The sequence below is a fragment of the Pseudomonas sp. ADAK2 TE3594 genome, assembly GCF_053628675.1.
Map to the genome: position 1 here is coordinate 2,803,184 of NZ_JBRJGV010000001.1, position 22,586 is coordinate 2,825,769.

The following is a 22,586-nucleotide window of genomic DNA, read 5'->3' on the forward strand; positions in this document are numbered from 1 at the left end:
TGGCGAATGTCGGTGAATATCTATCCCGGCTGTCTTTTGCTGTGGCGGCGTCCCATACGTCCCACCTCTCTAAAACTAGGTGGGACGTCTGAAAGCCCCGCAGATTGGGGCTTTGCCCCACCGTCCTACTTTTATCTCTTCTTTCTCGTGTAAAGAGAGAAATTTAAAAAGCACGCGTGCGCGTAAACGCGCGTACCTGTACCCGCTACGCACACACGGGCGGGAGGCAGGAAAAAGGTGGGACGGTGGGACAGCCCAACAACGAAGCGGCCTGCGCCCGTCCCACCACCGCAAAAAGCGGTGGGACGGAGGCAGGCCGGTGGGACGGCGTAAGCCAGAGGGATGCCCACGATCAAGCCGCTTCCCCCAGGAGGAAGTGCTCGACCACGATGTGGGCGTCATGCAGGCGTTGGTAATAGATGTTGCGCGTACAGCCACTTCGCGCCAGACGCGCTGCCAAGGGCGTATCGGGTTGGCAGTAATGCACCTGCACCACCGTCATCAGCTCGGGATCGAGGCGTTTCTTGACGATGCGTTCGATGTCCAAGGAGGCTTCCAGCGGCACCCTGCTCCCGCGCCTGCCGCGCAACAGCTGACCACCGCTTTCCATCATCATCGCGACCATGTTGCCGCCCGAGTAACCGGCGGCCACCTCATCGCTGTTCAGCTCCTGCGCCCATTGCTTGAGGGCCATATCGATTGCCTTAATCATCGAAGCACGGCTCCTCGAATTCGTCCTTTTGCAACGCAGGCGCCCTGCCCCAATGCTCCGGTTTCTTGTATGCCCATGGCCGCTGGCCGCTCTTGCTCAAGGCACCCAAACGGAACCGTCGCCAGCCCAACCGGTGCATGATCGCCCCGACGCGCATCTGCTCCGGCTTGCCCCAATGCCCGGGATCGAGCTTGAGTGCCTGACTCATCACTTCACTACCGGTGGCGGTCTCGCCGATCTGCGACTCCTCCAGCCAGGTCAGGATCGGACCTTCCCATTCATCCACGACAAAACGCTGGTCCTGGGCTTCGGCGAACATCGGCGCTTCGTCCGGCGTCACCCACCACAAGTCTCCCGCCTCGTAACAGAACACGGCTTCGGCCCAGAGCTGATCACGGATCTCGCGCAACAACGCCACGTCGACCTTGGTACAGGCCACCGGCCAATACCGGCGGTTGCCGGTGGCGTCCTTGAGATACTCGTCCTGGTTGGTGGTACCGACGAACACACACTGGCGTGGCACGTCCATGGTTCTGCGGCCATAGCTCTCGCGGTAGGTGTCGGTCGAGGCGGAAAAGAACTGCTTGGCCTTAGTGCTCTCGGCCTTGTTGAAGCTGTCCAGCTCGCCCAATTCGACGATCCATTTACCGCGGATCGCCTGAAAGCCGTCCTTGTCGCCGAGCGCAAACGGCGTGTCCATGAACCACTCACCGCCGAGCACACTCATGGCGGTCGACTTACCGGCGCCCTGCGCGCCTTCGAGGATCATCACCGAGTCGGCCTTGCAGCCAGGCTTCATCACCCGGGCCACGGCCGAGATCATCCAGCGCTTGCCGACCTTGGCGGTGTAGTCGCAGGCCGGCACGCCCATCACGTCGGTGAGCCAGGCATCCAGGCGCGGCACGCGGTCCCACTCCAGCTTTTTCAGGTACTCGCGCACTGGGTGAAATGCGTGGTCATGAGCAACCACACTCACCGCCTCAATCACATGCGACGACTTCACGCGCAGGTTGTACTGCTGCGCGAGCCACTTCATCACCCGCACGTCATCGATGTCGGCCCACTCGCCGGTGCCACCGCCATAGGGCGCTGCACGCAACTTGACGATCTTCGAGCTGAACGCGCTGTAGCTGATCACCCCGGCCCAGCGCTCATCGTGAGCGAGGATCAGTTCGACATTCTGCATGTGCGCGATCAGCGCGCCGCTTTCACTGCGGGCGAGCTGGTCTTTCCAGCCACCGGCAGCCGGTGGACGCACCACAGCCAATACCTGACGACGCACCGCGTCGAGCCCTTCGGCGACGTGCAGATCGTTGAAGTCGGTCCACTTCTCGTGGCGTTCGACCGAGAAGATCGGCGCGACCACCTGGGCACCGACAATCAACGCAGCATTGCTCGCCTTCTCCTCACCGGGGTTCCAGGCGTCGCCGTTGGGCTTGGTGGTCTTCCAGTCATCGTCGCGGCAGATGATCAGCGGGCAGCCGGCGAAGCGTTCGCGCATGACCTTGCACACGGCCAACAGGTTGCCCGCATCGAAGGCCACCGCCACGGCAAGCGAGGTCGCCATGTGTAGGCTGGCGCCGGTGGCGTAACCCTCACAAACCAGCACCGGTTCGCCCGGTACCGGGTGCGGGCCGAGCAGGTGAAAGGTGCCCTCCTTCGCCATCCCGTAAGGCCAGTAGGATTTGTCACGGCCGGTGTCGTCCTGCTTGTTCGGGAAGATCACCTGCAGGCCCATGATCTGCTCACGGGCATTGTTCATCGGGACCAGTACGGCGCCGGTGCGCGGCGCGTAACGGACCTTGATGCCGACGATCTGTTTACGGTCCAGGTAGTCGCTGCGCCCGGTGGTCGGCATGCGCTCGAACAAACCCTGCGCCCTTTTCGCGGCCCGCCGCGCAGCGTTATTCGCGATTTCCGCGGCGCGGCGCTTGGCTTCTTCCTGACGCGCACGCATCACTTCACGCTCTTCCGGCGACATCCGCCCGGCCTTGACCTTGATCTTCTGCGTCTCGCCCGAACGCCAGTCACCGAAGGCGCCGAAGATCAGCGTGTCGCCCTTCTCCGTGCGCTGCTCGTGGACGACGTACCAGCCGTTCTTTTCCTTACCCTTGTCCTGCGATGTCTTGCAGCGCGTCAGCTTGCCGAACACCAGCGGTTGCGCCGGCTCCAGACCGTAATCGGCAAATTGCCCCAACACTTCATCGAGCATGCTGAATCCCCCGCTCAGAGAGGGACTGGCAACTGATGCACTGCGAGCAGCCCGGTTGTGCCAGGCGGCGTGCTTCCGGAATCGGATCGTCACAGGCTTCACAGAACAGCAAAGAATGGGCAGCGCTTTCGGCCTTGGCAGCGCTGCGTGCGGCCATGGCCTGATCGATGCGTTCCTGCACCAGATCGTTGGCGAAATCGGCAATGTCAGCCACGGTCGGCACCTCGCGTCGTCTGGTTGACGTAGGTGGCGCGGTTGAACAAACCCAGCAGCCCTTGAATGCCCCGGAATACCTGCAGGCGAATCGCCGCCAGTTCCTGATCGGTGACGACGCCGTCGCCGATGCTCTTGGCCCAGGTCTCGGCCAGATCGGCGACCTGTCGGAAGTATTCGGCGATACCCGTGGTCAGGGTCTCGGGCATGTCGTTGGTGTAGGTGTCAGCAAGCTCCTGCCAGATCGTGTCACCGACCAGCGCATGCACCGCATCGAGAATGCGGCGATCTTTGGTCAGTTCGAGGATCTCGCCGAACTCCTGAATGTTGATGGAGTGGCTCGGGTGGGTTGGCGACAGCTTGTGCTGCAGGGTGGTCGGGTTGCGACCGGTGGTGGCGGCAATGGCCGCAGCACCGCCCGGGTAATCGCGAGCGGCGTGGTACAGCGCTAAATCGAGCGGCAGGATTTCCCGCTGCGCCCGTTCCAGAGAACTGAGAGCGATACGGCTCATGGCATTAATCCTAAAAGTTGCCAGTGCCGCGCGACAGAAGTTGGTGATACATTTGCCGCGTGGTCTGGAGAGGCCCAAACGCCGGCTAGGTTCGTAAGACCAACACCGGCACCGTGCCGAGGCGAACAATCCGTTGTTCACCCCTGGCGCAACAGCTGCCAGCTCTGTGGTAAGAACGGCAGCAACACCAAGGCTTCCGAGCCTTGGAAACGCGATGAAGGTCGACGGCATGTGGTGTGCTCGCCTTCCGACATCGCGACCCGACAGCATTGTGGTGATGCTATTGGGAGAAACTGGGCGACCCTTGGGTCGCCTTTTTTCTATGCGGCTTGGGACTCTTCCATTTCCGGAGGAAATACGTCATCAAGACTGCACGGCGCTCCTAACTTATTGAGCGCTCTGACTATGGCTCTGCACTCCGTAAGTCCTGCGATTCGACGTCCTGCTTCGTAATTGCTTATACGTGCCTGAGTCCACCCAAGAGCTACAACGAGTTCCTTTTGCTTGATCCCAGCTTTCTCTCGATGTTCAGCGATCAGATTCATGATCCCCTCCAATTAGCCGCAGCCATCTTAATCACGAATCGTAGATATTTCAACACGCAAAGTGATGATAAATAATTTCATAGCGTGGTAAAAAAAGCACATGAACACACTCGGCGCACGTATTAAGCAATACCGCAAAGCCAAGGGCATGAGCCAACAAGCCCTTGCTTACGCTTGCGGCTGGGAATCCCAGTCTCGGATAGGTAATTACGAGAAAGGGGCTCGCCAGCCCAACCTCCACGACTTGCAAAAGATAGCGACAGCACTGGGAGTGTCTTTTCCAGACCTGGTAGCAGGAAAAAATCGTTCCGACGTCGAGTCGTACTCAGACGCCATTCAAGGTCGGATTCGGTCTGAAGACCGTCTTGTGAGGGACTACGGAAGATCGAAAGACAAAGACCAACCTGTTAGCAGCCTTGTAGGCTGGGCTAAGGATGGAAAGGTGCCTGTGCTATCAAACGCACAGCTGGGGAATGAGGGCTTCTTCGACACGGTAGAACCGCCACCTGGTCAAGGGGAAGGCTACCTAAACATACATAGCGATGATCCAGATGCCTATGGCATAAGAGTCATGGGCGACAGCCTGATGCCCCGCATCAAGAATGGCGAGTTTGTGCTTATAGAGCCGAACAAACGCTTCAGTAGCGGTGACGAGGTCATAGTTCGAACATCCTCCGGCAAAGCCATGATCAAAGAGTTTATTTATCTCCGCGACGGAATGTACCGGTTGGATAGCGTCAATACCGACCAAGAAACTCTTCATATAGCAGAACAAGAGGTGGAGGAAATCCATCTCGTAGGCGGAATACTGAAGTCATCACGCTTTCTACACAGTGCCGCACTATTTTAATCACATTATGTGTTGACACAAACAAGCACACTGCGTGATATTTGCCTCACTCTTTACCACAGAGCGAGGCAACACCTATGCGCACCACCGCAACCTTGCATGTCCATCCGGCATGCGTCAGCAATCGCAAACTGATCGAACAGCTGCAGCTCGCCACGGGCTGTCTGGTCGTCATTCATAACAGCAAACCCAAGCTTGTTGCCAAAACTTGCCAGCCCTCTCCTCTCGATCCGAACGATGGAGGGCACGCGGCATGATCAAGTACAAGATCGACAACCGCACCCTGCAGTTGCTCAACGCCCAGGTTAACCTGACCGAGACCTTCAACCATGTCCTGCGAACAGCGCCCAAGCGTGAATGTCTGGCATTCCGTCTCAAGGCTGAGCGCGGCACAGTGGAAAGCACTTTTGTCGTCGAACTGGGCAGCGAACGCCACACGCTGACCTTGCAGAACGACAAGAAAATGCACCTCAAGCTGGCCGACTTCATCGAAGAGATCGCCAACGGTCCGCTCGACGCGAGCAACACCAGCGACGCAGTGCATCGCCCGCACGCAGATCGCCAATACGGCCGCTTTGAAGTCCAGGACAAGCAGCGCGTATTCGAGCTGATTCGCACTGGCGGCGTGCTGAGCCTCGACATGGGCTTCGATGTTCCTTTGCATGTCGTTGTGCATCGCCAGCACACGCTCACCTGCGTCACCGCCATCCTCAGCATTGGCAAAAAGAGCCCACGCACGAGGTGCTTCACCGCATGCGGCTCCGATGTCGAGATCTACGGCAAGGTCACCGAGTCCATCAACCACCTTGCTGCAGCGGCAACCCCTGCAGCGCACGCGGCATGAGGAGCAAGTCATGGAACGCACTCTTGCTCAAGCCGCAACCCAGCTCGGCCTAACCCGGCCACAACTGATTGCTCTCCTGCAGGAAAAAGGTCTGCTCAACGAACGTCGATTGCCGACATACCCCACCCGTGACTGTGAGTACCTGCGAGTCAAAGACGGCCAGTGGTATCACGAAAAATACGGCATGCAGTACAGCCAGTCGACACGAGTCAAGCAAGCCGGCATCCGCTGGCTGGCGGACCAGTTGGACATCGATCTTCCTGCCATCCCGGCAGACCGCCGTGACGTGGCCTAGGGAGTACGCCCGCCAGATCGTCGCCATGCGCACACGCGAGGAGCGCAACGCCGCGCTTCTCGAAGTGCCCGAACATCTGCGCGAGCTGACCAGACGCCACTGCCTGAACGCCTGGAACCACCCGGCACGACAACAACGCAAGGAGGCTCGACAAGGCCATGAGTAACGCTGCACAGAATCCGCTTCGCCTGCATCCGGCGCCCGAATCGGCCACCGTCGAACTGCTCTATCGCATCTTCGGTGACGTCCTGATCCCGCTGGAAAAAGTACGCGAGCAATACTTTCGCAACCTCAACGAACAATCGTTCGTGACGGAGATCAACAGCGGCCGAATCCAGCTTCCGATCACCACATTGGACACCAGCCGCAAGGCGCTGAAGTACGCGCACATCCGCCACGTTGCCTCGCTGATCGACATACGCGCCTACAAGGCTGATGAAGACATGCAGCGACAGCAGGACGGCCAACGCCATGCTGCCCCCACACCACTGACGGCTGTCACCACCAGCCAACGACAATCCCAGGAGTACACCACATGATGACCCCAATACAAATCGGTGCACTCGTCACCCTGATAGTTCTGGCCGCCCTGCTGCTTTGGGGCGGTTACATCATGGGCCGCAGCGATGGTGTGGAGACCGGCCTTCGCGAGGGTGAAGACATCCAGCGCGCCGCAAGCGCCAAAACCATCCGCGAGCTTCAGGCCTCCCTGCAGTTCATCCGTGCCGATCACACGCGTCTGGCACAAACCTGCAAACGACTTGAAGCAGGTCCGCTCTTCGGCCCGGGCGAGCACCAGGCGTTGATCGCCATCAGCGAGTTGCTACGTATCGCGGCCAAGACCTTCAGCGCCTTTCGTACCGGGAAGAAACTTGAACGTGATGCTCGGTCCCTTCGCGAACAGGCTCTTGCGATGGCTGGAAGCCTGTCGCCGGCTTTAGACGACGAACACACCGATCTGCAAGCACATTTGAGGCACGCTTTAGGACCTAGCAAGGAGGCAGCATGACTATCCAGTTTCTAAGCCATGAGCAGGTATGCGAATTGACCGGCGCCAAAACCAAAGCAGGTCAGATCACTGTTTTAAAGCGAAATGGTATCCGCCATACCATAAAAAGGAATGGATGGCCCTGCGTCGTTACTTCTGCGCTGACAGGACTAACTGCCACCGCATCGGAAACGCCGAAGTGGCAGCCACGCTTGGTGGGATAGATGGGACGAAGACCAACGAAGCCGGGGAGTATTCCCCGCTTGCGTGAAAGAAAGCGCGGCAAAACAACCTACTACCTGTACGACACTGGTGGAAAACCGCGCAAGGAAATCCCCTTGGGCACTGACTATGGCCTTGCCATCTTAGAGTACGCAAAACTGGAGAAAAGCCGTGTATCTCAGGCATTAACGCAAGAAGTATTAACCTTTGCCTACGTTGCCGAGCTCTATATGAAGGAGGTCGTACCAACCAAAGCCCATGCCACCCAAAAGGACAATGCGCGCGAACTAAAAAACCTTCTGTTGTTTTTCAACGATCCGCCTGCCCCGCTTGAGGCAATCGAACCAAAGCATGTCAGTCAGTACCTTCGTCATCGGGGAAAAACAGCACCTATTCGTGCGAATCGAGAAAAAGCGTTACTCAGCTCCATTTGGAACTTTGCTCGTGAGAATGGTTACACATCTCTGGCAAATCCTTGCGCCGGGGTAAAGGGCAATAAGGAAACTGGTCGCGACGTATACGTCGAAGACGACGTACTTGCCAAAGCCTATCAGCATGCCGATCAGCCATTGAGAGATGCACTGGATCTGTTCTATCTGACAGGTCAAAGGGTGGCCGACACGTTGAAGATGGATGAGCGAGACATAAAAGACGGAAAACTTTCCGTCCAGCAGGGAAAGACTGGTGCCAAACGAAGGATCGAGATTATTGGAGAGCTCAAAATCGTAATAGACCGAATCATGGCTCGAAAGGCTGGCCACAAAATCAGATCAACACGCCTGGTGGTAATCGACTCTGGACAGCCGATGACGACGAGCATGCTCAGGAAAAGGTTTGATGACGCCAGAGAGGCAGCCGGGATTCCGAAAGCAGAATTTCAGATGCGGGACTTACGAGCAAAAGCGGCAACGGACAAAGAGGAGTCAACAGGGAGCATCCGCGAAGCTCGGGACCAGTTGGGACATACAACCGTTGGGATGACAGAGCAGTACATCCGAATGCGAAAGGGCTTGAAGGTAACCCCTACGAAGTGACTGACGGTCGCGAATTGCGGAAAAGTTTTTTTGATTGCGGAAAAAAGAACTAAGGGCTTGCATGAGGTATGTCATGCAAGCCCTTGATATTCATGGTGCCCGAAGCCGGAATCGAACCGGCACGCCCTTACGAGCGGGGGATTTTAAGTCCCATGCGTCTACCAGTTTCGCCATTCGGGCGGTAGCGCGGTAAAGCAGTCTGAAGACTGGCCAATAACGATCTGGCAGTTCTGACGCTTGTGCAACAGAGGGGGAAATATATACATCCCGCTCCGGTGAAGCAAGTTCGCAAATCCCCTTTTCAAGACTAAATCTTGCAGGACTGCGAAAATAAAAAAGCTCCGTAGATCATGGATCTACGGAGCTCGTTTAAAGTGGAGGCCGAAGTCGGAATCGAACCGGCGTAGGTGGATTTGCAATCCACTGCATAACCATTTTGCTATTCGGCCTCAAACATCTGATGTCAGTAGCACAACACCAAACGTGTAAACTCGTATCTGGAAACAAGATTCTAATCTAGTATCCAACCCTTTGAAATCTAAGGGGTTTTCGTGTTCCCTAAGCAGGAATGGACGCAATTCTGGACTGGTTCGAAAGGCATGTCAAGAACTGGAGAAAAATAATTCGAGATGCGCGATCGCCAATACCCGGTCGCTTTGGAGCCTAACACTTCAGCGCCACAAAAAACGCTACCTATCGCTAGATGAGTATCGGCTTTTGTGCCTAGCCCATAGGCGCGTAGTCGCCGCCGAAGGCTGCGATCTTTTGATCTTGCTTATATGTCCCTCTTCAATGACTGACCGCCACCACCCGTTGCAATCGCTGCCGATACTGGCTGGGTGTCTCCTGCATTTCATGTCGGAAGTGCCGATTGAAATTCGACAAGTTGGCGTAACCCACTTCAAAGCAGATATCTGCAACGCTGAAGCTGCTTTGCGCCAGCAAACGGCAGGCACGCTGGACGCGCAGTTTGCGCGTCAGGTCGACGAAGGTATGGCCAGTGGCGCGTTTGAAGAATTTGGAGAAGGCCGGTTCGTTCATGTCCAGGCGTTGGGCGATGACGGACATCCGCAACTCATCCGCAAGGTCGTTGAGGATGTAGTCGAAGACGATACTCATGCGCTGGGCCGTCAACGCGTCGAGCATCGGCGCATATTGCAGGCTGGCAAGTGTCTGTTTCTCGTTGTCGGGGGCCGACGCCAGCAATTGCAGCAATGACAGGAACAGGCACAGTCGCTGCAATCCGTGGCACTGGCCGATGTCTTCCAGCAGGCGGGCCGCTTCCTTGCGGGTATTGCCATGAAATTCGATGCCCTGTGCCGCCTGGCGAAACAGGCTTTGCAACTCGCTGAGTTCAGGGACCTTGTCGCGCAGTTGCATCAGCATCTGACCGTCGAACTGCAACACCACGTCGCGCCCCTCAATCACCTCGCCTTTTCCCAGGTCGCTGATCCAGTCGTGTGGCAGGCCAGGGCCGATCAGGGCGACATGGCCGGCCTCGAACACGCCGATATAGTCACCGGCCAATAGCCGTCCGCTGCCTTCTCGGATCAGGTGGATCTCGAACTCCGGATGATGGTTCCAGCGAGCAAGGTCGAAGGGATAGTCATGCTCATACCAACGAAAGCTGTGCTGCGGCTCGTTCAGAATGACTTCAAGCGCCGGCGGCTTGTCTGCGGTTACGTGATGGTTCATCACTCTGGCGATCCCGTTTTTGTTGGTTTTATCAAGGCTACCGCGAAGCCCGGGACGATTCGAAGCTGATTCGAAACGCCAAGGCGCGGTTATCAGATTCACACTAAGCAGGCAGCAAGCCTAGCGCGCTACAGCGCGGCCACTGATACTTTTTTCCACGAGTGCCACGGTTAAAAAAGTATCAGTGTCGCGTATGCCGTTCATTTGTTCACCGCTTGGGTTGCTGTAATCCTGTGGTCATCCCGTTGCGGCGATGACTCGCACCGTGGACTACAACAACAATAAGAGCCTCTGCCGCCTAAGGCGCAGAGCGGAGAACACGATGAAGATCATTCCAACAGCGCTTTTTCTGTCCGCAGGATTGTCCTCCGCCCTGCTCTGCCAGGCGGCCGAAACGGTGACCATCGCCACGGTAAACAACAGCGACATGATCCGCATGCAGCGGTTGTCCAAAACGTTCGAACAGCTGCACCCGGACGTGAAGCTCAACTGGGTGGTGCTCGAAGAGAACGTGTTGCGTCAGCGCCTGACCACCGACATTGCCACTCAGGGCGGTCAATTCGACGTGCTCACCATCGGCACCTACGAAACACCGCTGTGGGGCGCCAAGCATTGGCTGGAGCCGATGAAGAACCTGCCCGCCAGCTATGACCTCGAAGATATATTCCCCTCGGTCCGCCAGGGACTGTCGGTCAACGACACCCTCTACGCCCTGCCGTTCTATGGCGAAAGCACCCTCACCTATTATCGAACCGACCTGTTCAAGGACGCCGGCCTGAGCATGCCCGAGCACCCGACCTGGACGCAGCTCGGCGAGTTCGCCGGCAAGCTGCACCAGCCGGATAAAGAGCAGTATGGAATGTGCCTGCGCGGCAAGGCTGGTTGGGGTGAAAACATGGCGCTGTTGACCACCATGTCCAACGCCTTCGGTGCACGCTGGTTCAACGAGCAGTGGCAGCCGCAACTCACCGGGCCGGAATGGACCGCCGCCGCGAACTTCTACGTCAACACCCTCAAGCAGTACGGCCCGCCGGGTGTTTCGAGCAATGGTTTCAACGAAACGCTGGCGCTGTTCAACAGCGGAAAATGCGCGATCTGGGTCGATGCCAGCGTCGCAGGCTCCTTCATCACCGATACAACTCAAAGCAAGGTCGCCGATAAGGTCGGCTTCGTCGCGGCCCCCACGCAGGTCACCGACAAGGGTTCGTCCTGGCTCTATGCCTGGTCGCTGGCGATTCCTGCGACGTCCAAACACAAGAAAGCCGCCAAAGCCTTTGTGACGTGGGCGACCTCCAAGGAATACATCCAACTGGTCGCCGAGAAGGATGGCATCACCAACGTACCGCCGGGCACTCGCATGTCCACCTACAGCGACGCTTATTTGCAGGCTGCACCCTTCGCCGGTGTCACGCTGAAAATGATGCAGCACGCCGACCCAGCGCACCCCTCAGCCCAACCCGTGCCCTATGTCGGCATCCAGTACGTGACCATTCCCGAGTTCCAGGCCATCGGCACCTCGGTCGGCAAGCTGCTGTCTGCGGCGCTCACCGGGCAGATGCCGGTTGAGCAGGCCCTGGCCTCGGCCCAGCAAACCACCGAACGCGAGATGAAACGCGCTGGTTATCCCAAATAGCAACATACCGATAAATCAAGACGCAGAACCTGTGGGAGCACCTGTAGGAGCGAGGCTTGCCCGCGAAGAATGCGCCGCGGTTTTTCAGGTATTACGCGTCATCGTTCTTCGCGGGCAAGCCTCGCTCCTACAGGGGTTCTTCGCAGATTGACGACCGCTTTTAATGCCCTCGATGGGGGCGTCTCTATAGTTCTTACGATTGGATGAAAAAAATGACACGTCTGGAAGGAAAAAGCGCCCTTATCACCGGTTCTGCCAGAGGCATCGGGAGAACGTTCGCGCAAGCCTATATCCGCGAAGGCGCTACGGTCGCGATCGCAGACATCAACCTGGAACGTGCGCAAGCCACCGCTGCCGAGCTGGGGCCCAATGCCTATGCGGTCGAGATGGACGTGACCGATCAGCAATCCATCGACGGTGCCATCGCTGCGGTCATCGCGACCACAGGCAAGCTCGATATCCTGATCAACAACGCCGCCCTGTTTGATCTCGCACCGATTACCGAGATTTCTCGCGACAGCTACGAACGACTGTTCTCGATCAACGTTTCCGGCACGCTGTTCACGCTGCAGGCCGCGGCCAAACAGATGGTCCGCCAGGGGCATGGCGGCAAGATCATCAATATGGCCAGTCAGGCCGGTCGGCGCGGTGAAGCGCTTGTCGCGGTGTATTGCGCAACCAAAGCCGCGGTGATCAGCCTCACGCAATCGGCCGGCCTCAATCTCATTCCCCATCACATCAACGTGAACGCCATCGCGCCGGGCGTGGTGGACGGTGAGCATTGGGATGGTGTCGATGCGCTGTTCGCCAAATATGAAAACCGGCCGCTCGGGGAAAAGAAAAGGCTGGCGGGTCAGGAAGTACCGTACGGACGCATGGGCACGGCAGATGATCTTGTCGGTATGGCGATCTTTTTGGCATCGACCGAGAGCGATTACATCGTGGCGCAGACCTATAACGTCGATGGCGGCAACTGGATGAGCTGACTGGCCCCGGGAACAGGGCCAGCCAATGCCTCAAAGTCGAAACCGATCCACCGATTGCGAGAGCTGGCCCGCCAGGGTGGACAGCTCATCGGTGGTCGAAGCGGTCTGGTTGATGACCTTGCTGTTGCCTTCGGACATGCCGGCAATCATTTCCACCTGATGGGCGATTTCGTTACTGGCCAGGCTCTGTTCACCGATCGTGCGGCTGATGTCATTGACCAGTTCAGTGGTGCTGAGCGTGGCCTGGAGGATCTCGCGGATGGCGCGCTCGACATCGGCGGTCACCGCCATGCCTTTGTCGACCTGTGCGACGCCCGCCTCCATGCTGGTGACCGCCTCACGGGTGCTTTGCTGGATGCGCGCGACCATGGTGGCGATTTCCTGGGTGGAGGCGCTGGTGCGGCCCGCCAGGCTGCGCACCTCATCGGCCACCACGGCAAAGCCACGGCCCTGCTCCCCGGCGCGGGCGGCCTCGATGGCGGCGTTAAGTGCCAACAGGTTGGTTTGATCGGCGATGCCCTTGATCACCTGAATGATGCTGAAAATCCCCTCGGATTCCTTGTCCAGCGTGCGAATCACCTGGGCCGACTGCTGCGCGGAACGCGCAATACCGTCCATGTCGCTGACCACCTGATGAATCACGCGACCGCCGTCCTTGGCCAGTTCCTCGGCCTGGTTGGCCATGTTCAGCGCACGCTCGGCGTGCCGGGTGATTTCCTCGATGCTCGCGGTCATTTCGCTGGCCGCCGCGGCCATGGTGCTGGCGGCGGCGCTTTGCTGCTGGCTGCTGCCGGCAACCTTATGGCAGCCGCTGCTCAACTGCTGACTCATGCCATTTACGCCATGGGCATTGCTGCGAACCACCTCGATCATCCCGCGCAGATCGCGCTGCATGGTCGCCAGGCTGCGAATCAAGGTGCTGGCTTCGTCCGTGCGGGTGGGTTCGACAATAGGTTCGCTCAAGTTGCCATGGGCGATGCTCTCGGCAATGCGACTGGCGATCTGCAACGGCCCCATGATACTCAGGATCACCCATCGCCCTTGGGCGAGTAGCAGTAACAGGCTGGCAATCAGTACGGCGCCGAGGGTGAAGTTGGCACTGCTGATGGCTTGCGCAGTGCCTGCGCTGGTCTGTTGGGTGTTGGTTTCGATCAGCTCGCTGAGGGCGGCCATCTGGTCTTCCAGTTGACTGAACGCGGTATTGAACGAGCCAAGCTGCTGTTGTGCAGTATCCGGATTTTCCAGCGCCAGCCCGACAATGCGCTCGGCGGTACTGATGTACGTATCGAGGCTGGGCTTGATCTTGTCCAGCGCTGCCTTGAGGGTATCGTTGACCGGCAGCTTGAGGTTGTCACCGAGCATCTCGCGAAAATGCGCCGCATGTTCTTCGAGGGAGCTGCGCACCTCAGCCTTGCTGCTGGTGCTTTTCCCCAACCCGACCAGCATCGCCGACAGCACATCGGCACGTAGCGCATCGTGCATCATGTCGGCTTCGAGGTGGTTGTGCAGCGCGGTCATGCTGACCTCGTTGTCACTCACCGCTTCAGCCATCCGGGTATTTCCCAGATAACTGACCAGGCTCACGATCAGGGCGGTGAGCAAACTGGTGCCGATCAGCAAAATCAAACGTAATTTTATGGACACTCGATGATCCCCTGGCGGCGTGTGCGTGGTCGGCTGAGTTGCCGTGCTTTTCGGTTTATCGACTGTTCCAACCGGTTACTTAGGCTTATTTCCATTTGAGCCGGTTTTTACGACCTGCGGTATGCCCTGTCGCGTTTGATCTTGTGATCGGTCCCGCAGCGTCCTCAGTGCCCGCGAATGTAGTGCTCCAGTTGCCGAATCAAATCGGCCTGCTCGACGATGGCTTCCTTGACCAGATCGCCAATCGACAACAGCCCGATCAGTTCGCCGCTCTCCAGCACGGGCAGATGGCGTAAATGACTGTCGGTCATGACCGCCATGCAGCGCTCGATGCTCTGCTGACTGTCGGCGGTCACCACCGGTGCACTCATGATCTCGCGCACCGGCGTGCCGACCGAAGATCGTCCCTGTAGCACCACCTTGCGCGCATAGTCGCGCTCGCTGATGACGCCGACCACCTGCCCGTCTTCGATGACGGGCAACGCGCCGACGTTCTTCTCGGCCATCATTTTCAGGGCGTCGAGCACCATCCGGTCCGGTGCGATGCTGTGCACCTGCTGGTTTTGCACGACTTTCAGTTTGAGCAACTGTGCGGCTGTCTTCATCAACGTTCTCCGATACGGTTCAGAGCGGCGATCAAGCCGCCGCGACTTCCACGACGCCGGCGTTCAGGCGCACCGGCCATACGCGCAGGCGCTGCTCCGGGTACTCCAGGCAACTGCCGTCTTCAAGACGGAAATGCTGCTTGTAGATCGGCGACGCCACCACCAGATCACCCTTGAGGCTGCCGATCAGTCCGCGACCGATGACGTTCGCGCCGGATTGCGGATCATGGTTGTCGATGGCGTAGAGGGTGCGACCTTCGGCCTTCGGCAGGTAGAACAGCGCCACCTGCGCGCCGTCGAGCCAGACCACGACGCCGGAGTTGCTGACCAGATCCTGCTGGCTGCACACCGCCTGCCAGGTCTGGGCATTGGCCGCGGTTGCAGGGGCTTCGACACGCTGGGTAGTGGACTGGCTCATCAGGCATTCTCCTCGGTGACAGGGATAAGGTTGAGTTCGGCGGCCATGATCGGCCGGCGCTGACCGCGTTCCTGAACAAAATGGATGTCCGGGTCCGGGCGTTGATCGTTGACGAAGGTGCGGAAGCGCTTGAGTTTTTCCGGGTCTTTGAGGGCGTTGGCCCATTCGCATTCGTAGCGGTTGACCACCAGTTGCATCTGCGCTTCGAGTTCTGCGCCGAGGCCCAGGCTGTCGTTGATGATCACGTCCTTGAGGTAATCCAGGCCGCCCTCCAGGCTTTCGCGCCAGACCGAGGTGCGCTGCAATTTGTCGGCGGTACGGATGTAGAACATCAGGAAGCGGTCGATGTAACGGATCAGGGTTTCATCGTCCAGGTCGGTGGCGAACAGCTCGGCGTGGCGTGGGCGCATGCCGCCGTTACCGGCGACATAGAGGTTCCAGCCGTTCTCCGTGGCGATCACGCCCACGTCTTTGCTCTGCGCCTCGGCACATTCACGGGTGCAGCCGGAGACCGCGAACTTGAGCTTGTGCGGCGAGCGCAGGCCTTTGTAGCGATCCTCGAGGGTCAGGGCCATTTTCACGCTGTCCTGCACGCCGTAACGACACCAGGTGCTGCCCACGCAAGACTTCACCGTGCGCGTCGATTTGCCGTAGGCGTGCCCGGTTTCGAAACCGGCCTCAATCAGCTCGGACCAAATGTCCGGCAACTGATGCAACTGCGCGCCGAACAAGTCGATCCGCTGGCCGCCGGTGATTTTGGTGTAGAGGTCGTATTTCTTCGCCACCACGCCAATCGCAATCAGCTTGTCGGCTGTGATCTCGCCCCCGGCAATGCGCGGCACCACCGAATAGGTGCCGTTTTTCTGCATGTTAGCCATGAAGGTGTCGTTGGTGTCCTGCAACGGCACCAGCGAGGCGTCCATGATCGGCTGGTTCCAGCACGAAGCGAGAATCGAGCCCACCGCCGGTTTACACACGTCGCAACCAGTGTGACCACGGCCGTGTTTAGCCAGCAGCTCTTCGAAAGTGATCACCCCTTCTACCCGCACCAGCGCATAAAGCTCCTGACGGGTGTAGGCGAAGTGTTCGCACAGGCTCTTGTCGACACTGACGCCACGGGCAATCAACTCATGCTCGAACACTTGCTTGAGCAGCCCTGCGCAACCGCCGCAACCGGTGCAAGCCTTGGTCTGCGACTTGAGCAGGCCCAGGTCGGTGCAGCCACCGTCGATGGCCGAGCAGATCGAGCCCTTGGTGACGTTATGGCACGAGCAAACGGTCGCCGACTCGGGCAGCGCGCCCGGGCCCAGGGTTGGCGCGCCGGTGGACGATGGCAGAATCAGGCTGGCGGGTTCCGACGGCAAGGCAATGCCGTTCTGCATGTATTGCAGCAGGGTGTCGTAATAGCTGTTGTCGCCGACCAACACCGCGCCGAGTACGCGTTTGCTGTCGGCATCCACTACCAGGCGACGGTAACTGGCCGTCGCTTCATCGATGAACTGATAGCTGCGCGCCCCCGGCGTCTGGGCATGAGCATCGCCGATGGAGCCGACATCGACGCCGAGCAGTTTGAGCTTGGTCGACATGTCGGCGCCCTGGAACGGCTCCGCCACTTGATTGCACAGCAGCGTCGCGACGCCACGTGCCATTTGATAACCGGGGGCTACCAGACCGAAGAGGCTGCCGTTCCAGGCGGCACACTCGCCGATGGCGTAGATATTCGGATCGCTGGTCAGGCACTGATCGTCAATCACCACGCCGCCACGCGGACCGATGTCCAGCGCACATTGGCGGGCCAGCGCGTCTTGCGCGCGGATGCCGGCAGAGAACACGATCAGGTCGGCTTCGAGGAATTCGTCATTGGCAAAATTCATCCGGTAGCGGTACTGCTCGCCGGCACTGATCGACTGCGTGCCACGCGACAGATGCACGCCAACACCGAGCCGCTCGATTTGCGCCTTCAGCGCCAGGCCACCCTGCTCGTCCAACTGCACCGGCATCAGGCGCGGGGCAAATTCCACCACATGCGCTTCCAGGCCCAGGCTTTTCAGGGCGTTGGCGGCTTCCAGACCGAGCAGGCCACCACCGACCACCACGCCACGCCGGGCATTGGCTGCCGCGGCACGAATCGCGTCGAGGTCTTCCAGAGTGCGATAGACCAGGCGCGAGTCACCTTCCGCACCTTCAATAGGCGGCACGAAGGGATAAGACCCGGTGGCCAGAACCAGTTTGTCGTAAGCGACGCAACCTTGTGCGGTGATCACCTGACGTCGCGCTCGGTCGATTTCCAGCACCGGCACGCCCAAATGCAGAGTGACGCCCGGCGTCTGATACAGAGAGGCTTCGCCCAGGGCCAGTGACTCGGCATCGCGACCACCGAAATACTCCGACAGATGCACCCGGTCGTAGGCGCGCATCGGCTCTTCGCTGAAGACATGCAGGCGATAGTGGTCAAGGGCGCCGCGCTCGATGAGCTGCTCGACACAATGATGTCCGACCATGCCATTGCCGATCACGATCAGTGTTTGCAGTTTGTTCAACGCGGCAACATTGGAATTCATAGTAAGCACCCAGCCAAAGCCAATCACGGTTAAAAAAGCAAAAAAAAACGCCTGAAACCTCTCGGTTTCAGGCGTCTTTGCCTGTTCTTCGCGGTGTTCGACCTGGCGCCTTCGCCGGATCCACCGATGTTGCCCACGACCTGCTCGGCCAGTCGATCTTCGTTGATCGAGTGGGCTGCCCATCTGTTTTCGATGGACCTGAGGGGAACAATGCAGCCTTTGTGCCAGTCCGCGGTTCAGTTCTGGAAAACCGATCTCTGAACGATGGGAAAATGTGATAAAGACACCGGCCCACGCAGGTCTCATCGGGCGCGAGCCAACTTTGCAGGCCCCTGCGAGCGGGTGGACGGACGTTGGAGTGGTAGGAAGGAATAGCTCAGGAAACCGCTTCGCACTGGTGCACGCTGTCAGGCATGGCTCTGTAAAAGTGCATGCGGCTACGTTCTATTTGGGCTTAGTCCCGCAAGCAATGCCAGTCAGTTAAGCGCGAATCCCTGTGGGAGCGAGCCTGCTCGCGATAGCGGTGGATCAGTCAATATTGATGCTGAATGTTCCGCCGTCATCGCGAGCAGGCTCGCTCCCACAGGTTTTCTCAACATTGCCGGAATACGCGTGTTTAAAAGCCCCGAAGGTTACTTCCTGAAAGCTACAAGATCTTGCGCCGTTGCCTACGCTTACGCCAGAATCCGCCGGCTTGTGCGCCTTGCCCCTGGCCTCTATTGTTTCCGTGCCACTGCCCATCAGTGGTCGGGTTTAGTCGCCCGGTTGGATATTTAGAGAGTTGCACAAGCTCATCAGTTAGGCAGATCCACGCCTTCGCTCGATGGTGGCTGTGCGCAGGGCGCCTTCGGGCGCGCCGGCTTTGCTAGCTTCCCCGGTCTGCTAACCTGCGTACAGCTGCCTCCCTCTCGTTTAGCAGCAGGAGGGTTGGCACCCAATCAGAGAAGCCAGCTTATGTTCAAAGTTACGCCCAACCCACCGGACACCGATCCGATATCCCCCTACGAACCCAATTCAAAAAAACTCAACGAGGCCGCCGAACGGGCCCTCGATTATCACCTCAATACGATTGCCGACATCAAAGCCACCGCGCGTAAACCCAGCAAGCTGTTTTCCGTGGCCCCAGAGGCGACTACCGAAACCCTGGCGGTTTTTTTGGTCGAGACGCTGGCCTCGGTCGATGTGATGGTCCATCAGTTGGTGGATCATCTGGAGGGTGAGTCGCGTCACGCCCTGCTGGGCATTTCCAACAGCATCATGGTGGCGGAGATCACCGCGAACCGGGTGCTGGATCACATTAATACGCCTGAGTAGGTATGGGCTGTTGTGGTGAGTGAGTTGCTGACGCGGGGTTGTGCAGTGATCCTTTTTTTGGGGGCCGCTGCGCGACCCAGCGGGAGCAAGCTCCCTCGCCACAGGTTTCTCGGTGTTTGTTCCCAGTAGAGTATCCCGAGGCCGCGACCTTTTGGCGCATGACCGGCGGGCCATCGATTGAGCGCCATGGCGCAACAGTTTGTTAACATCCGTGCGCTTTTTTTCGTCTGATTGATCAGCCACTGTAGATTCCCGGTCGCTACACAGGATGCTTTTTTCCATGAGTACGTTGTATACCCGTCGCACGGTCCTGCAAGGCATGAGCCTGTTGAGCCTTGGCCTGCTCGCCGGCTGCGATGACAGCAGCAAGCTGTCGTTCAAGTACGGCAAGGACCTCAGCGACAAGATCATGGGGCGCACCTTCAAACTCAAGGACGCCCAAGGCGAAACCCGGATGCTGGGCAGCTATCGGGGCCTGATGCCGATGGTTTTTTTCGGTTTCACCCAATGTCCGGCTGTTTGCCCAACGACGCTGGCCCGTGCGGCACAGGCGAAAAAACTGATGGGCCGCGATGGCGAACGCCTGCAAGTGATCTTCATCACCCTGGACCCCGAACGCGATACGCCGCAAATGCTCGACGCCTACGTCAAAGCCTTCGATCCAAGTTTCGAGGCGCTGCACGGTACGCTGGAAGAAACCGCCGCCACCGCCAAGGAGTTCGGTGTGTTTTTTGAAAAGATCCCGAGCGGCTCGACCTATACCCTCTCCCACACCGCGACCAGCTTCGTTTTCGACTCCCGAGGCACTTTGCGCCTGGGGCTGTCCGCGTCCCTTACCGCTCAAGAGTGTGCAGAAGACCTGCTCACCGTCATGGAGGTCTGCTGATGACTTCGATCTACGCACCACGTATTAAACAGCTGACCCTGGGCCTTTTCCTGATCGGCATGGCCTGGCAGGTGTCCGCTCAAACCCAGGTGAACGACGCCTGGGTCCGCGCGACAGTGGCCGGCCAGCATTCGACCGGCGCCTTCATGACCCTGCAGGCCGACAGCGACAGCAAACTGCTCAGCGTGCAGTCGGCGGTCGCGAACACCGTGCAAATTCACCAATCCAGCATGAAAGACGATGTGATGAGCATGAGCCAGGTCGAATCCGTCGCGCTGCCGGCCGGCAAACCGGTGAGCTTTGATCCCCATGGCTACCACATCATGCTGATGGACCTGACGACGCAGGTTAAGGAAGGCGACAAAGTGCCCCTGACCCTGACCGTGGAAAACGCCAAGGGCGAAAAAGAGACGATCAAGGTTGACGCCGAGGCTCGGGCGCTCGGCATGCAGGATCACAGCAAGATGCATTGAGAGGCTCAATCCCGGCCCGTCTGATCGCCGCTGTTGCGGTGGTATTGGCCTGCCCTCAACTGGTAGCCTGAGCCCCCTTGCCTGCATGTCTCTGAGGGGTCATCGTCGCGCAAAGACGCCTCGATGATCCTCACCCCATTCAATCAAGACAACGGTGACTCTTTTGACCAGCAGCACCCCCGCATTTGCCCGCGATATCGACGGCAAAGCCATCTCTGCCCAGGTTCTCGACGAGGTCCGGGAAGAGGTTCTGGCCCTGGCCGGCCAGCAGATCTATCCCGCCCTGGCGGTCCTGTTGGTCGGCGACGACCCGGCCAGCCACGTGTATGTACGCAATAAACTGCTACGCGCCAAGGAAGTCGGCATCCGCTCCCTTGAATACCGTCTGCCGGAAACCGCCAGCCAGGCCCAGGTGCTGGAACTGATTGCGCAACTCAACGCCGATGCCTCGGTGACCGGCATCCTGGTGCAACTGCCCTTGCCCGCCGCTATCGACGAACAGGCGGTGATCCATGCCATCGACCCGATCAAGGACGTCGACGGTTTTCATCGGGAAAACGTTGGCGGGTTGGTGCAGGGCATGGAGGTCTTGACCCCGTGCACGCCCAGTGGCTGCATGCGCCTGCTGCACGAGACCTGCGGTGATGACTTGAGCGGCTTGCACGCGGTGGTCATCGGCCGTTCGAACATTGTCGGCAAACCGATGGCGACCTTGCTGTTGCAGGCCAACTGTTCGGTCAGCGTGGTGCATTCGCGTAGCGTCGATGCCCCGGCGTTGTGCCGGTTGGCGGATATCGTGGTCGCGGCGGTGGGTCGGCCTGAGTTGATCGACGCCAGTTGGCTCAAGCCCGGTGCCGTGGTGATCGACGTTGGCATCAACCGCATCGCCAGCGAATCCGGCGATCGTCTGGTGGGCGATGTCGACTATGCCAGCGCCCGCACCGTCGCCCGGGCGATCACCCCCGTTCCCGGTGGTGTCGGGCCGATGACCATTGCCTATCTGCTGAAAAACACCCTAATCGCCAGCCAATTGCAGCGCGCCGCCCAAGCCCGCGGGCAGCAGCCTGTGGACGACCTTGCGCTGAACTGAGCACAACGCACGGAAAAACCTGTGGGAGCGGGCTTGCCCGCGATAGCGGTGTATCAGTCAACATTGATATCGACTGACTCGCCCTCATCGCGGGCAAGCCCGCTCCCACATGGATTGTATTTAACTGGCTGGCATTGGGCCGTGTCGATCGGGCCTTGAAGACGCGGCTATTTCCCGGCGTGCAGCACCTGTGCTTGCGGCATCGCCGAAGAGTGGTGGTTGAGAATCTTCCACTGCCCGCCAACCTGTTCATAGACGAAGGTGTAGCGCGCCTGCACCTGACGGGTCTTGCCATCGGCCTCGGTCAGGGTAAAGGTGTAGACGCCACTGTCCATGGCCACGTTGGTGCCCAATGGGCGGATCTCACGGTAGTTGATTTGGCCCACCGGCTTGAGCGCCATGAAGTGATCGAAGTAGTCCTTGATCTGTGCCGGCGTGGTGCGCACCTTGTTGGAAACCGTCGGCTGCAACACCGCGTTCGGCGCGTACAGGTCGACCACGCTCTGCACATTGCCGCTCTTCAGCGCGCTGTTCCACTGGTCGAACAATCCGGCGATTTCGCGATCCTTCACATTAGCGGGCTGTTCGGCCACGCTGCTGTAAACGTAAGGCACTGCCTCCAACGCTTGGGCCAACGGGGCGGTCAGGGCAAAAAACAGGGCGATGGCTGAGGTCTTGAATTTCATTGCGCGATTCCAATGGTGGTCGATGGGCACACTGTGCCGCTCGGAACGCTGTCCGCCATCGGCCAACCGGAGCTATTTGCCTATGCCATTCGGCAGATAGCGCCCTGCCCCGTTAACAAGGTTTAATGACGCCCCAGCCCGAACGGGCGTGCCCGCCGGACCCCGCCC

General features: G+C 58.9%; 26 protein-coding genes, 2 tRNA genes and 1 pseudogene. 15 read left to right on the plus strand and 14 right to left on the minus strand.

Going from position 1 to position 22,586, the window contains the following annotated elements; translation table 11 throughout:
• Positions 1-352 precede the first annotated feature (352 nt).
• The 5 genes from AB7M22_RS12635 to AB7M22_RS12655 form a co-directional block, all read right to left on the minus strand.
• Positions 353-712: a PA0613 family protein gene (locus AB7M22_RS12635; protein ID WP_454186545.1), complete on the minus strand. Its 360-nt coding sequence runs from the start codon at positions 710-712 to the stop codon at positions 353-355.
• Entirely contained in the window at positions 705-2,924 is a 2,220-nt protein-coding gene (locus tag AB7M22_RS12640; protein WP_454186546.1) for a VapE domain-containing protein, read from the minus strand. The genes AB7M22_RS12635 and AB7M22_RS12640 overlap by 8 nt, the downstream gene beginning before the upstream one ends.
• Positions 2,914-3,138 carry a TraR/DksA family transcriptional regulator gene (locus tag AB7M22_RS12645; RefSeq protein WP_008080171.1) on the minus strand — a complete coding sequence of 75 codons (225 nt, stop codon included), beginning with the start codon at positions 3,136-3,138 and terminating at the stop codon, positions 2,914-2,916. The genes AB7M22_RS12640 and AB7M22_RS12645 overlap by 11 nt, the downstream gene beginning before the upstream one ends.
• The gene (locus AB7M22_RS12650) at positions 3,131-3,649 is read right to left on the minus strand and encodes a phage regulatory CII family protein (RefSeq protein WP_009049401.1); all 519 of its coding nucleotides are present in this window, start codon (positions 3,647-3,649) and stop codon (positions 3,131-3,133) included. Before AB7M22_RS12650 ends, AB7M22_RS12645 begins: the two co-directional genes overlap by 8 nt.
• A 320-nt stretch (positions 3,650-3,969) precedes the next feature.
• The gene (locus AB7M22_RS12655) at positions 3,970-4,194 is read right to left on the minus strand and encodes a helix-turn-helix transcriptional regulator (RefSeq protein WP_045123078.1); all 225 of its coding nucleotides are present in this window, start codon (positions 4,192-4,194) and stop codon (positions 3,970-3,972) included.
• 100 nt (positions 4,195-4,294) lie between these two features.
• Between AB7M22_RS12655 and AB7M22_RS12660 the strand changes: the two genes are divergently transcribed.
• From AB7M22_RS12660 to AB7M22_RS12700, 9 genes are all read left to right on the plus strand, one after another.
• Positions 4,295-5,044, plus strand: coding sequence for an XRE family transcriptional regulator (locus AB7M22_RS12660; protein ID WP_258700448.1), 750 nt, complete (start codon positions 4,295-4,297; stop codon positions 5,042-5,044).
• 77 nt (positions 5,045-5,121) lie between these two features.
• Positions 5,122-5,301 (plus strand): hypothetical protein, encoded by a 180-nt coding sequence (locus AB7M22_RS12665; RefSeq protein WP_258700447.1) that lies wholly within the window; start codon positions 5,122-5,124, stop codon positions 5,299-5,301.
• Positions 5,298-5,888 carry a hypothetical protein gene (locus tag AB7M22_RS12670; protein WP_258700446.1) on the plus strand — a complete coding sequence of 197 codons (591 nt, stop codon included), beginning with the start codon at positions 5,298-5,300 and terminating at the stop codon, positions 5,886-5,888. Before AB7M22_RS12665 ends, AB7M22_RS12670 begins: the two co-directional genes overlap by 4 nt.
• A 10-nt stretch (positions 5,889-5,898) precedes the next feature.
• Positions 5,899-6,183 carry a phage antirepressor KilAC domain-containing protein gene (locus tag AB7M22_RS12675; protein ID WP_258700445.1) on the plus strand — a complete coding sequence of 95 codons (285 nt, stop codon included), beginning with the start codon at positions 5,899-5,901 and terminating at the stop codon, positions 6,181-6,183.
• Positions 6,170-6,349: a hypothetical protein gene (locus tag AB7M22_RS12680; protein WP_122707920.1), complete on the plus strand. Its 180-nt coding sequence runs from the start codon at positions 6,170-6,172 to the stop codon at positions 6,347-6,349. Before AB7M22_RS12675 ends, AB7M22_RS12680 begins: the two co-directional genes overlap by 14 nt.
• The gene (locus AB7M22_RS12685) at positions 6,342-6,722 is read left to right on the plus strand and encodes a pyocin activator PrtN family protein (protein ID WP_258700444.1); all 381 of its coding nucleotides are present in this window, start codon (positions 6,342-6,344) and stop codon (positions 6,720-6,722) included. The genes AB7M22_RS12680 and AB7M22_RS12685 overlap by 8 nt, the downstream gene beginning before the upstream one ends.
• Positions 6,719-7,192 carry a hypothetical protein gene (locus AB7M22_RS12690; protein ID WP_454186547.1) on the plus strand — a complete coding sequence of 158 codons (474 nt, stop codon included), beginning with the start codon at positions 6,719-6,721 and terminating at the stop codon, positions 7,190-7,192. The genes AB7M22_RS12685 and AB7M22_RS12690 overlap by 4 nt, the downstream gene beginning before the upstream one ends.
• The gene (locus AB7M22_RS12695; RefSeq protein ID WP_258700442.1) at positions 7,189-7,395 is read left to right on the plus strand and encodes a DUF4224 domain-containing protein; all 207 of its coding nucleotides are present in this window, start codon (positions 7,189-7,191) and stop codon (positions 7,393-7,395) included. Before AB7M22_RS12690 ends, AB7M22_RS12695 begins: the two co-directional genes overlap by 4 nt.
• Positions 7,396-8,427 carry a site-specific integrase gene (locus AB7M22_RS12700; protein ID WP_454186548.1) on the plus strand — a complete coding sequence of 344 codons (1,032 nt, stop codon included), beginning with the start codon at positions 7,396-7,398 and terminating at the stop codon, positions 8,425-8,427.
• A gap of 93 nt (positions 8,428-8,520) precedes the next feature.
• Here AB7M22_RS12700 and AB7M22_RS12705 read toward each other — a convergent pair.
• The 3 genes from AB7M22_RS12705 to AB7M22_RS12715 form a co-directional block, all read right to left on the minus strand.
• Positions 8,521-8,607 (minus strand) — tRNA-Leu (locus AB7M22_RS12705).
• Between the two features lie 195 nt (positions 8,608-8,802).
• A tRNA-Cys gene (locus AB7M22_RS12710) sits at positions 8,803-8,876 on the minus strand.
• A 340-nt stretch (positions 8,877-9,216) separates the two neighbouring features.
• Positions 9,217-10,122, minus strand: a complete 906-nt coding sequence (locus AB7M22_RS12715) for a helix-turn-helix domain-containing protein (protein WP_454186549.1) — start codon at positions 10,120-10,122, stop codon at positions 9,217-9,219.
• A gap of 322 nt (positions 10,123-10,444) precedes the next feature.
• Here AB7M22_RS12715 and AB7M22_RS12720 point away from each other — a divergent pair, with 322 nt between their 5' ends.
• Both AB7M22_RS12720 and AB7M22_RS12725 read left to right on the plus strand, forming a co-directional pair.
• Positions 10,445-11,755 carry an ABC transporter substrate-binding protein gene (locus AB7M22_RS12720; protein WP_454186550.1) on the plus strand — a complete coding sequence of 437 codons (1,311 nt, stop codon included), beginning with the start codon at positions 10,445-10,447 and terminating at the stop codon, positions 11,753-11,755.
• 212 nt (positions 11,756-11,967) lie between these two features.
• Entirely contained in the window at positions 11,968-12,741 is a 774-nt protein-coding gene (locus tag AB7M22_RS12725; RefSeq protein ID WP_454186551.1) for an L-iditol 2-dehydrogenase, read from the plus strand.
• A gap of 30 nt (positions 12,742-12,771) precedes the next feature.
• On the opposite strand, the gene AB7M22_RS12730 is transcribed toward AB7M22_RS12725, so the two are convergent.
• The 5 genes and pseudogenes from AB7M22_RS12730 to nirB all read right to left on the minus strand — a co-directional run bounded on the left by AB7M22_RS12730 (position 12,772) and on the right by nirB (position 17,969).
• Complete coding sequence (locus AB7M22_RS12730) at positions 12,772-13,635, minus strand: methyl-accepting chemotaxis protein (RefSeq protein WP_454188795.1); 864 nt, start codon at positions 13,633-13,635, stop codon at positions 12,772-12,774.
• Positions 13,630-14,385: pseudogene (locus tag AB7M22_RS12735) on the minus strand (MCP four helix bundle domain-containing protein); the annotation flags it as partial. The gene AB7M22_RS12730 and the pseudogene AB7M22_RS12735, both read right to left, overlap by 6 nt.
• A 164-nt stretch (positions 14,386-14,549) precedes the next feature.
• Entirely contained in the window at positions 14,550-14,990 is a 441-nt protein-coding gene (locus AB7M22_RS12740) for a CBS domain-containing protein (protein WP_008013462.1), read from the minus strand.
• Positions 14,991-15,021: 31 nt separating this feature from the next.
• Positions 15,022-15,408, minus strand: a complete 387-nt coding sequence (gene nirD / locus AB7M22_RS12745; protein WP_454186552.1) for a nitrite reductase small subunit NirD — start codon at positions 15,406-15,408, stop codon at positions 15,022-15,024.
• Positions 15,408-17,969: a nitrite reductase large subunit NirB gene (gene nirB, locus AB7M22_RS12750; RefSeq protein WP_454186553.1), complete on the minus strand. Its 2,562-nt coding sequence runs from the start codon at positions 17,967-17,969 to the stop codon at positions 15,408-15,410. Before nirB ends, nirD begins: the two co-directional genes overlap by 1 nt.
• A 954-nt stretch (positions 17,970-18,923) precedes the next feature.
• Here nirB and AB7M22_RS12755 point away from each other — a divergent pair.
• From AB7M22_RS12755 to AB7M22_RS12770, 4 genes are all read left to right on the plus strand, one after another.
• Positions 18,924-19,283 carry a DUF6124 family protein gene (locus tag AB7M22_RS12755; protein ID WP_454186554.1) on the plus strand — a complete coding sequence of 120 codons (360 nt, stop codon included), beginning with the start codon at positions 18,924-18,926 and terminating at the stop codon, positions 19,281-19,283.
• A gap of 280 nt (positions 19,284-19,563) precedes the next feature.
• Positions 19,564-20,169, plus strand: a complete 606-nt coding sequence (locus tag AB7M22_RS12760) for an SCO family protein (protein ID WP_008013467.1) — start codon at positions 19,564-19,566, stop codon at positions 20,167-20,169.
• Positions 20,169-20,642, plus strand: a complete 474-nt coding sequence (locus AB7M22_RS12765) for a copper chaperone PCu(A)C (protein WP_454186555.1) — start codon at positions 20,169-20,171, stop codon at positions 20,640-20,642. Before AB7M22_RS12760 ends, AB7M22_RS12765 begins: the two co-directional genes overlap by 1 nt.
• Before the next feature lie 163 nt (positions 20,643-20,805).
• The gene (locus AB7M22_RS12770) at positions 20,806-21,732 is read left to right on the plus strand and encodes a bifunctional 5,10-methylenetetrahydrofolate dehydrogenase/5,10-methenyltetrahydrofolate cyclohydrolase (protein ID WP_050562571.1); all 927 of its coding nucleotides are present in this window, start codon (positions 20,806-20,808) and stop codon (positions 21,730-21,732) included.
• Positions 21,733-21,899: 167 nt separating this feature from the next.
• Here the strand turns inward: AB7M22_RS12770 and AB7M22_RS12775 are convergent, their stop codons facing one another.
• Complete coding sequence (locus AB7M22_RS12775; RefSeq protein ID WP_008013037.1) at positions 21,900-22,418, minus strand: SgcJ/EcaC family oxidoreductase; 519 nt, start codon at positions 22,416-22,418, stop codon at positions 21,900-21,902.
• Positions 22,419-22,586: the final 168 nt, after the last annotated feature.

What these genes read in the sequence shown, in the direction of transcription:
- AB7M22_RS12635 (WP_454186545.1), bottom strand. Translation starts at nt 712, where the DNA reads ATGATTAAGGCAATCGATATGGCCCTCAAGCAATGGGCGCAGGAGCTG.
- AB7M22_RS12640 (WP_454186546.1), bottom strand. Translation starts at nt 2,924, where the DNA reads ATGCTCGATGAAGTGTTGGGGCAATTTGCCGATTACGGTCTGGAGCCG.
- AB7M22_RS12650 (WP_009049401.1), bottom strand. Translation starts at nt 3,649, where the DNA reads ATGAGCCGTATCGCTCTCAGTTCTCTGGAACGGGCGCAGCGGGAAATC.
- AB7M22_RS12655 (WP_045123078.1), bottom strand. Translation starts at nt 4,194, where the DNA reads ATGAATCTGATCGCTGAACATCGAGAGAAAGCTGGGATCAAGCAAAAG.
- AB7M22_RS12660 (WP_258700448.1), top strand. Translation starts at nt 4,295, where the DNA reads ATGAACACACTCGGCGCACGTATTAAGCAATACCGCAAAGCCAAGGGC.
- AB7M22_RS12665 (WP_258700447.1), top strand. Translation starts at nt 5,122, where the DNA reads ATGCGCACCACCGCAACCTTGCATGTCCATCCGGCATGCGTCAGCAAT.
- AB7M22_RS12670 (WP_258700446.1), top strand. Translation starts at nt 5,298, where the DNA reads ATGATCAAGTACAAGATCGACAACCGCACCCTGCAGTTGCTCAACGCC.
- AB7M22_RS12675 (WP_258700445.1), top strand. Translation starts at nt 5,899, where the DNA reads ATGGAACGCACTCTTGCTCAAGCCGCAACCCAGCTCGGCCTAACCCGG.
- AB7M22_RS12685 (WP_258700444.1), top strand. Translation starts at nt 6,342, where the DNA reads ATGAGTAACGCTGCACAGAATCCGCTTCGCCTGCATCCGGCGCCCGAA.
- AB7M22_RS12690 (WP_454186547.1), top strand. Translation starts at nt 6,719, where the DNA reads ATGATGACCCCAATACAAATCGGTGCACTCGTCACCCTGATAGTTCTG.
- AB7M22_RS12695 (WP_258700442.1), top strand. Translation starts at nt 7,189, where the DNA reads ATGACTATCCAGTTTCTAAGCCATGAGCAGGTATGCGAATTGACCGGC.
- AB7M22_RS12700 (WP_454186548.1), top strand. Translation starts at nt 7,396, where the DNA reads ATGGGACGAAGACCAACGAAGCCGGGGAGTATTCCCCGCTTGCGTGAA.
- AB7M22_RS12715 (WP_454186549.1), bottom strand. Translation starts at nt 10,122, where the DNA reads ATGAACCATCACGTAACCGCAGACAAGCCGCCGGCGCTTGAAGTCATT.
- AB7M22_RS12720 (WP_454186550.1), top strand. Translation starts at nt 10,445, where the DNA reads ATGAAGATCATTCCAACAGCGCTTTTTCTGTCCGCAGGATTGTCCTCC.
- AB7M22_RS12725 (WP_454186551.1), top strand. Translation starts at nt 11,968, where the DNA reads ATGACACGTCTGGAAGGAAAAAGCGCCCTTATCACCGGTTCTGCCAGA.
- AB7M22_RS12730 (WP_454188795.1), bottom strand. Translation starts at nt 13,635, where the DNA reads ATGCAGCGCGATCTGCGCGGGATGATCGAGGTGGTTCGCAGCAATGCC.
- AB7M22_RS12740 (WP_008013462.1), bottom strand. Translation starts at nt 14,990, where the DNA reads ATGAAGACAGCCGCACAGTTGCTCAAACTGAAAGTCGTGCAAAACCAG.
- nirD (WP_454186552.1), bottom strand. Translation starts at nt 15,408, where the DNA reads ATGAGCCAGTCCACTACCCAGCGTGTCGAAGCCCCTGCAACCGCGGCC.
- nirB (WP_454186553.1), bottom strand. Translation starts at nt 17,969, where the DNA reads ATGAATTCCAATGTTGCCGCGTTGAACAAACTGCAAACACTGATCGTG.
- AB7M22_RS12755 (WP_454186554.1), top strand. Translation starts at nt 18,924, where the DNA reads ATGTTCAAAGTTACGCCCAACCCACCGGACACCGATCCGATATCCCCC.
- AB7M22_RS12760 (WP_008013467.1), top strand. Translation starts at nt 19,564, where the DNA reads ATGAGTACGTTGTATACCCGTCGCACGGTCCTGCAAGGCATGAGCCTG.
- AB7M22_RS12765 (WP_454186555.1), top strand. Translation starts at nt 20,169, where the DNA reads ATGACTTCGATCTACGCACCACGTATTAAACAGCTGACCCTGGGCCTT.
- AB7M22_RS12775 (WP_008013037.1), bottom strand. Translation starts at nt 22,418, where the DNA reads ATGAAATTCAAGACCTCAGCCATCGCCCTGTTTTTTGCCCTGACCGCC.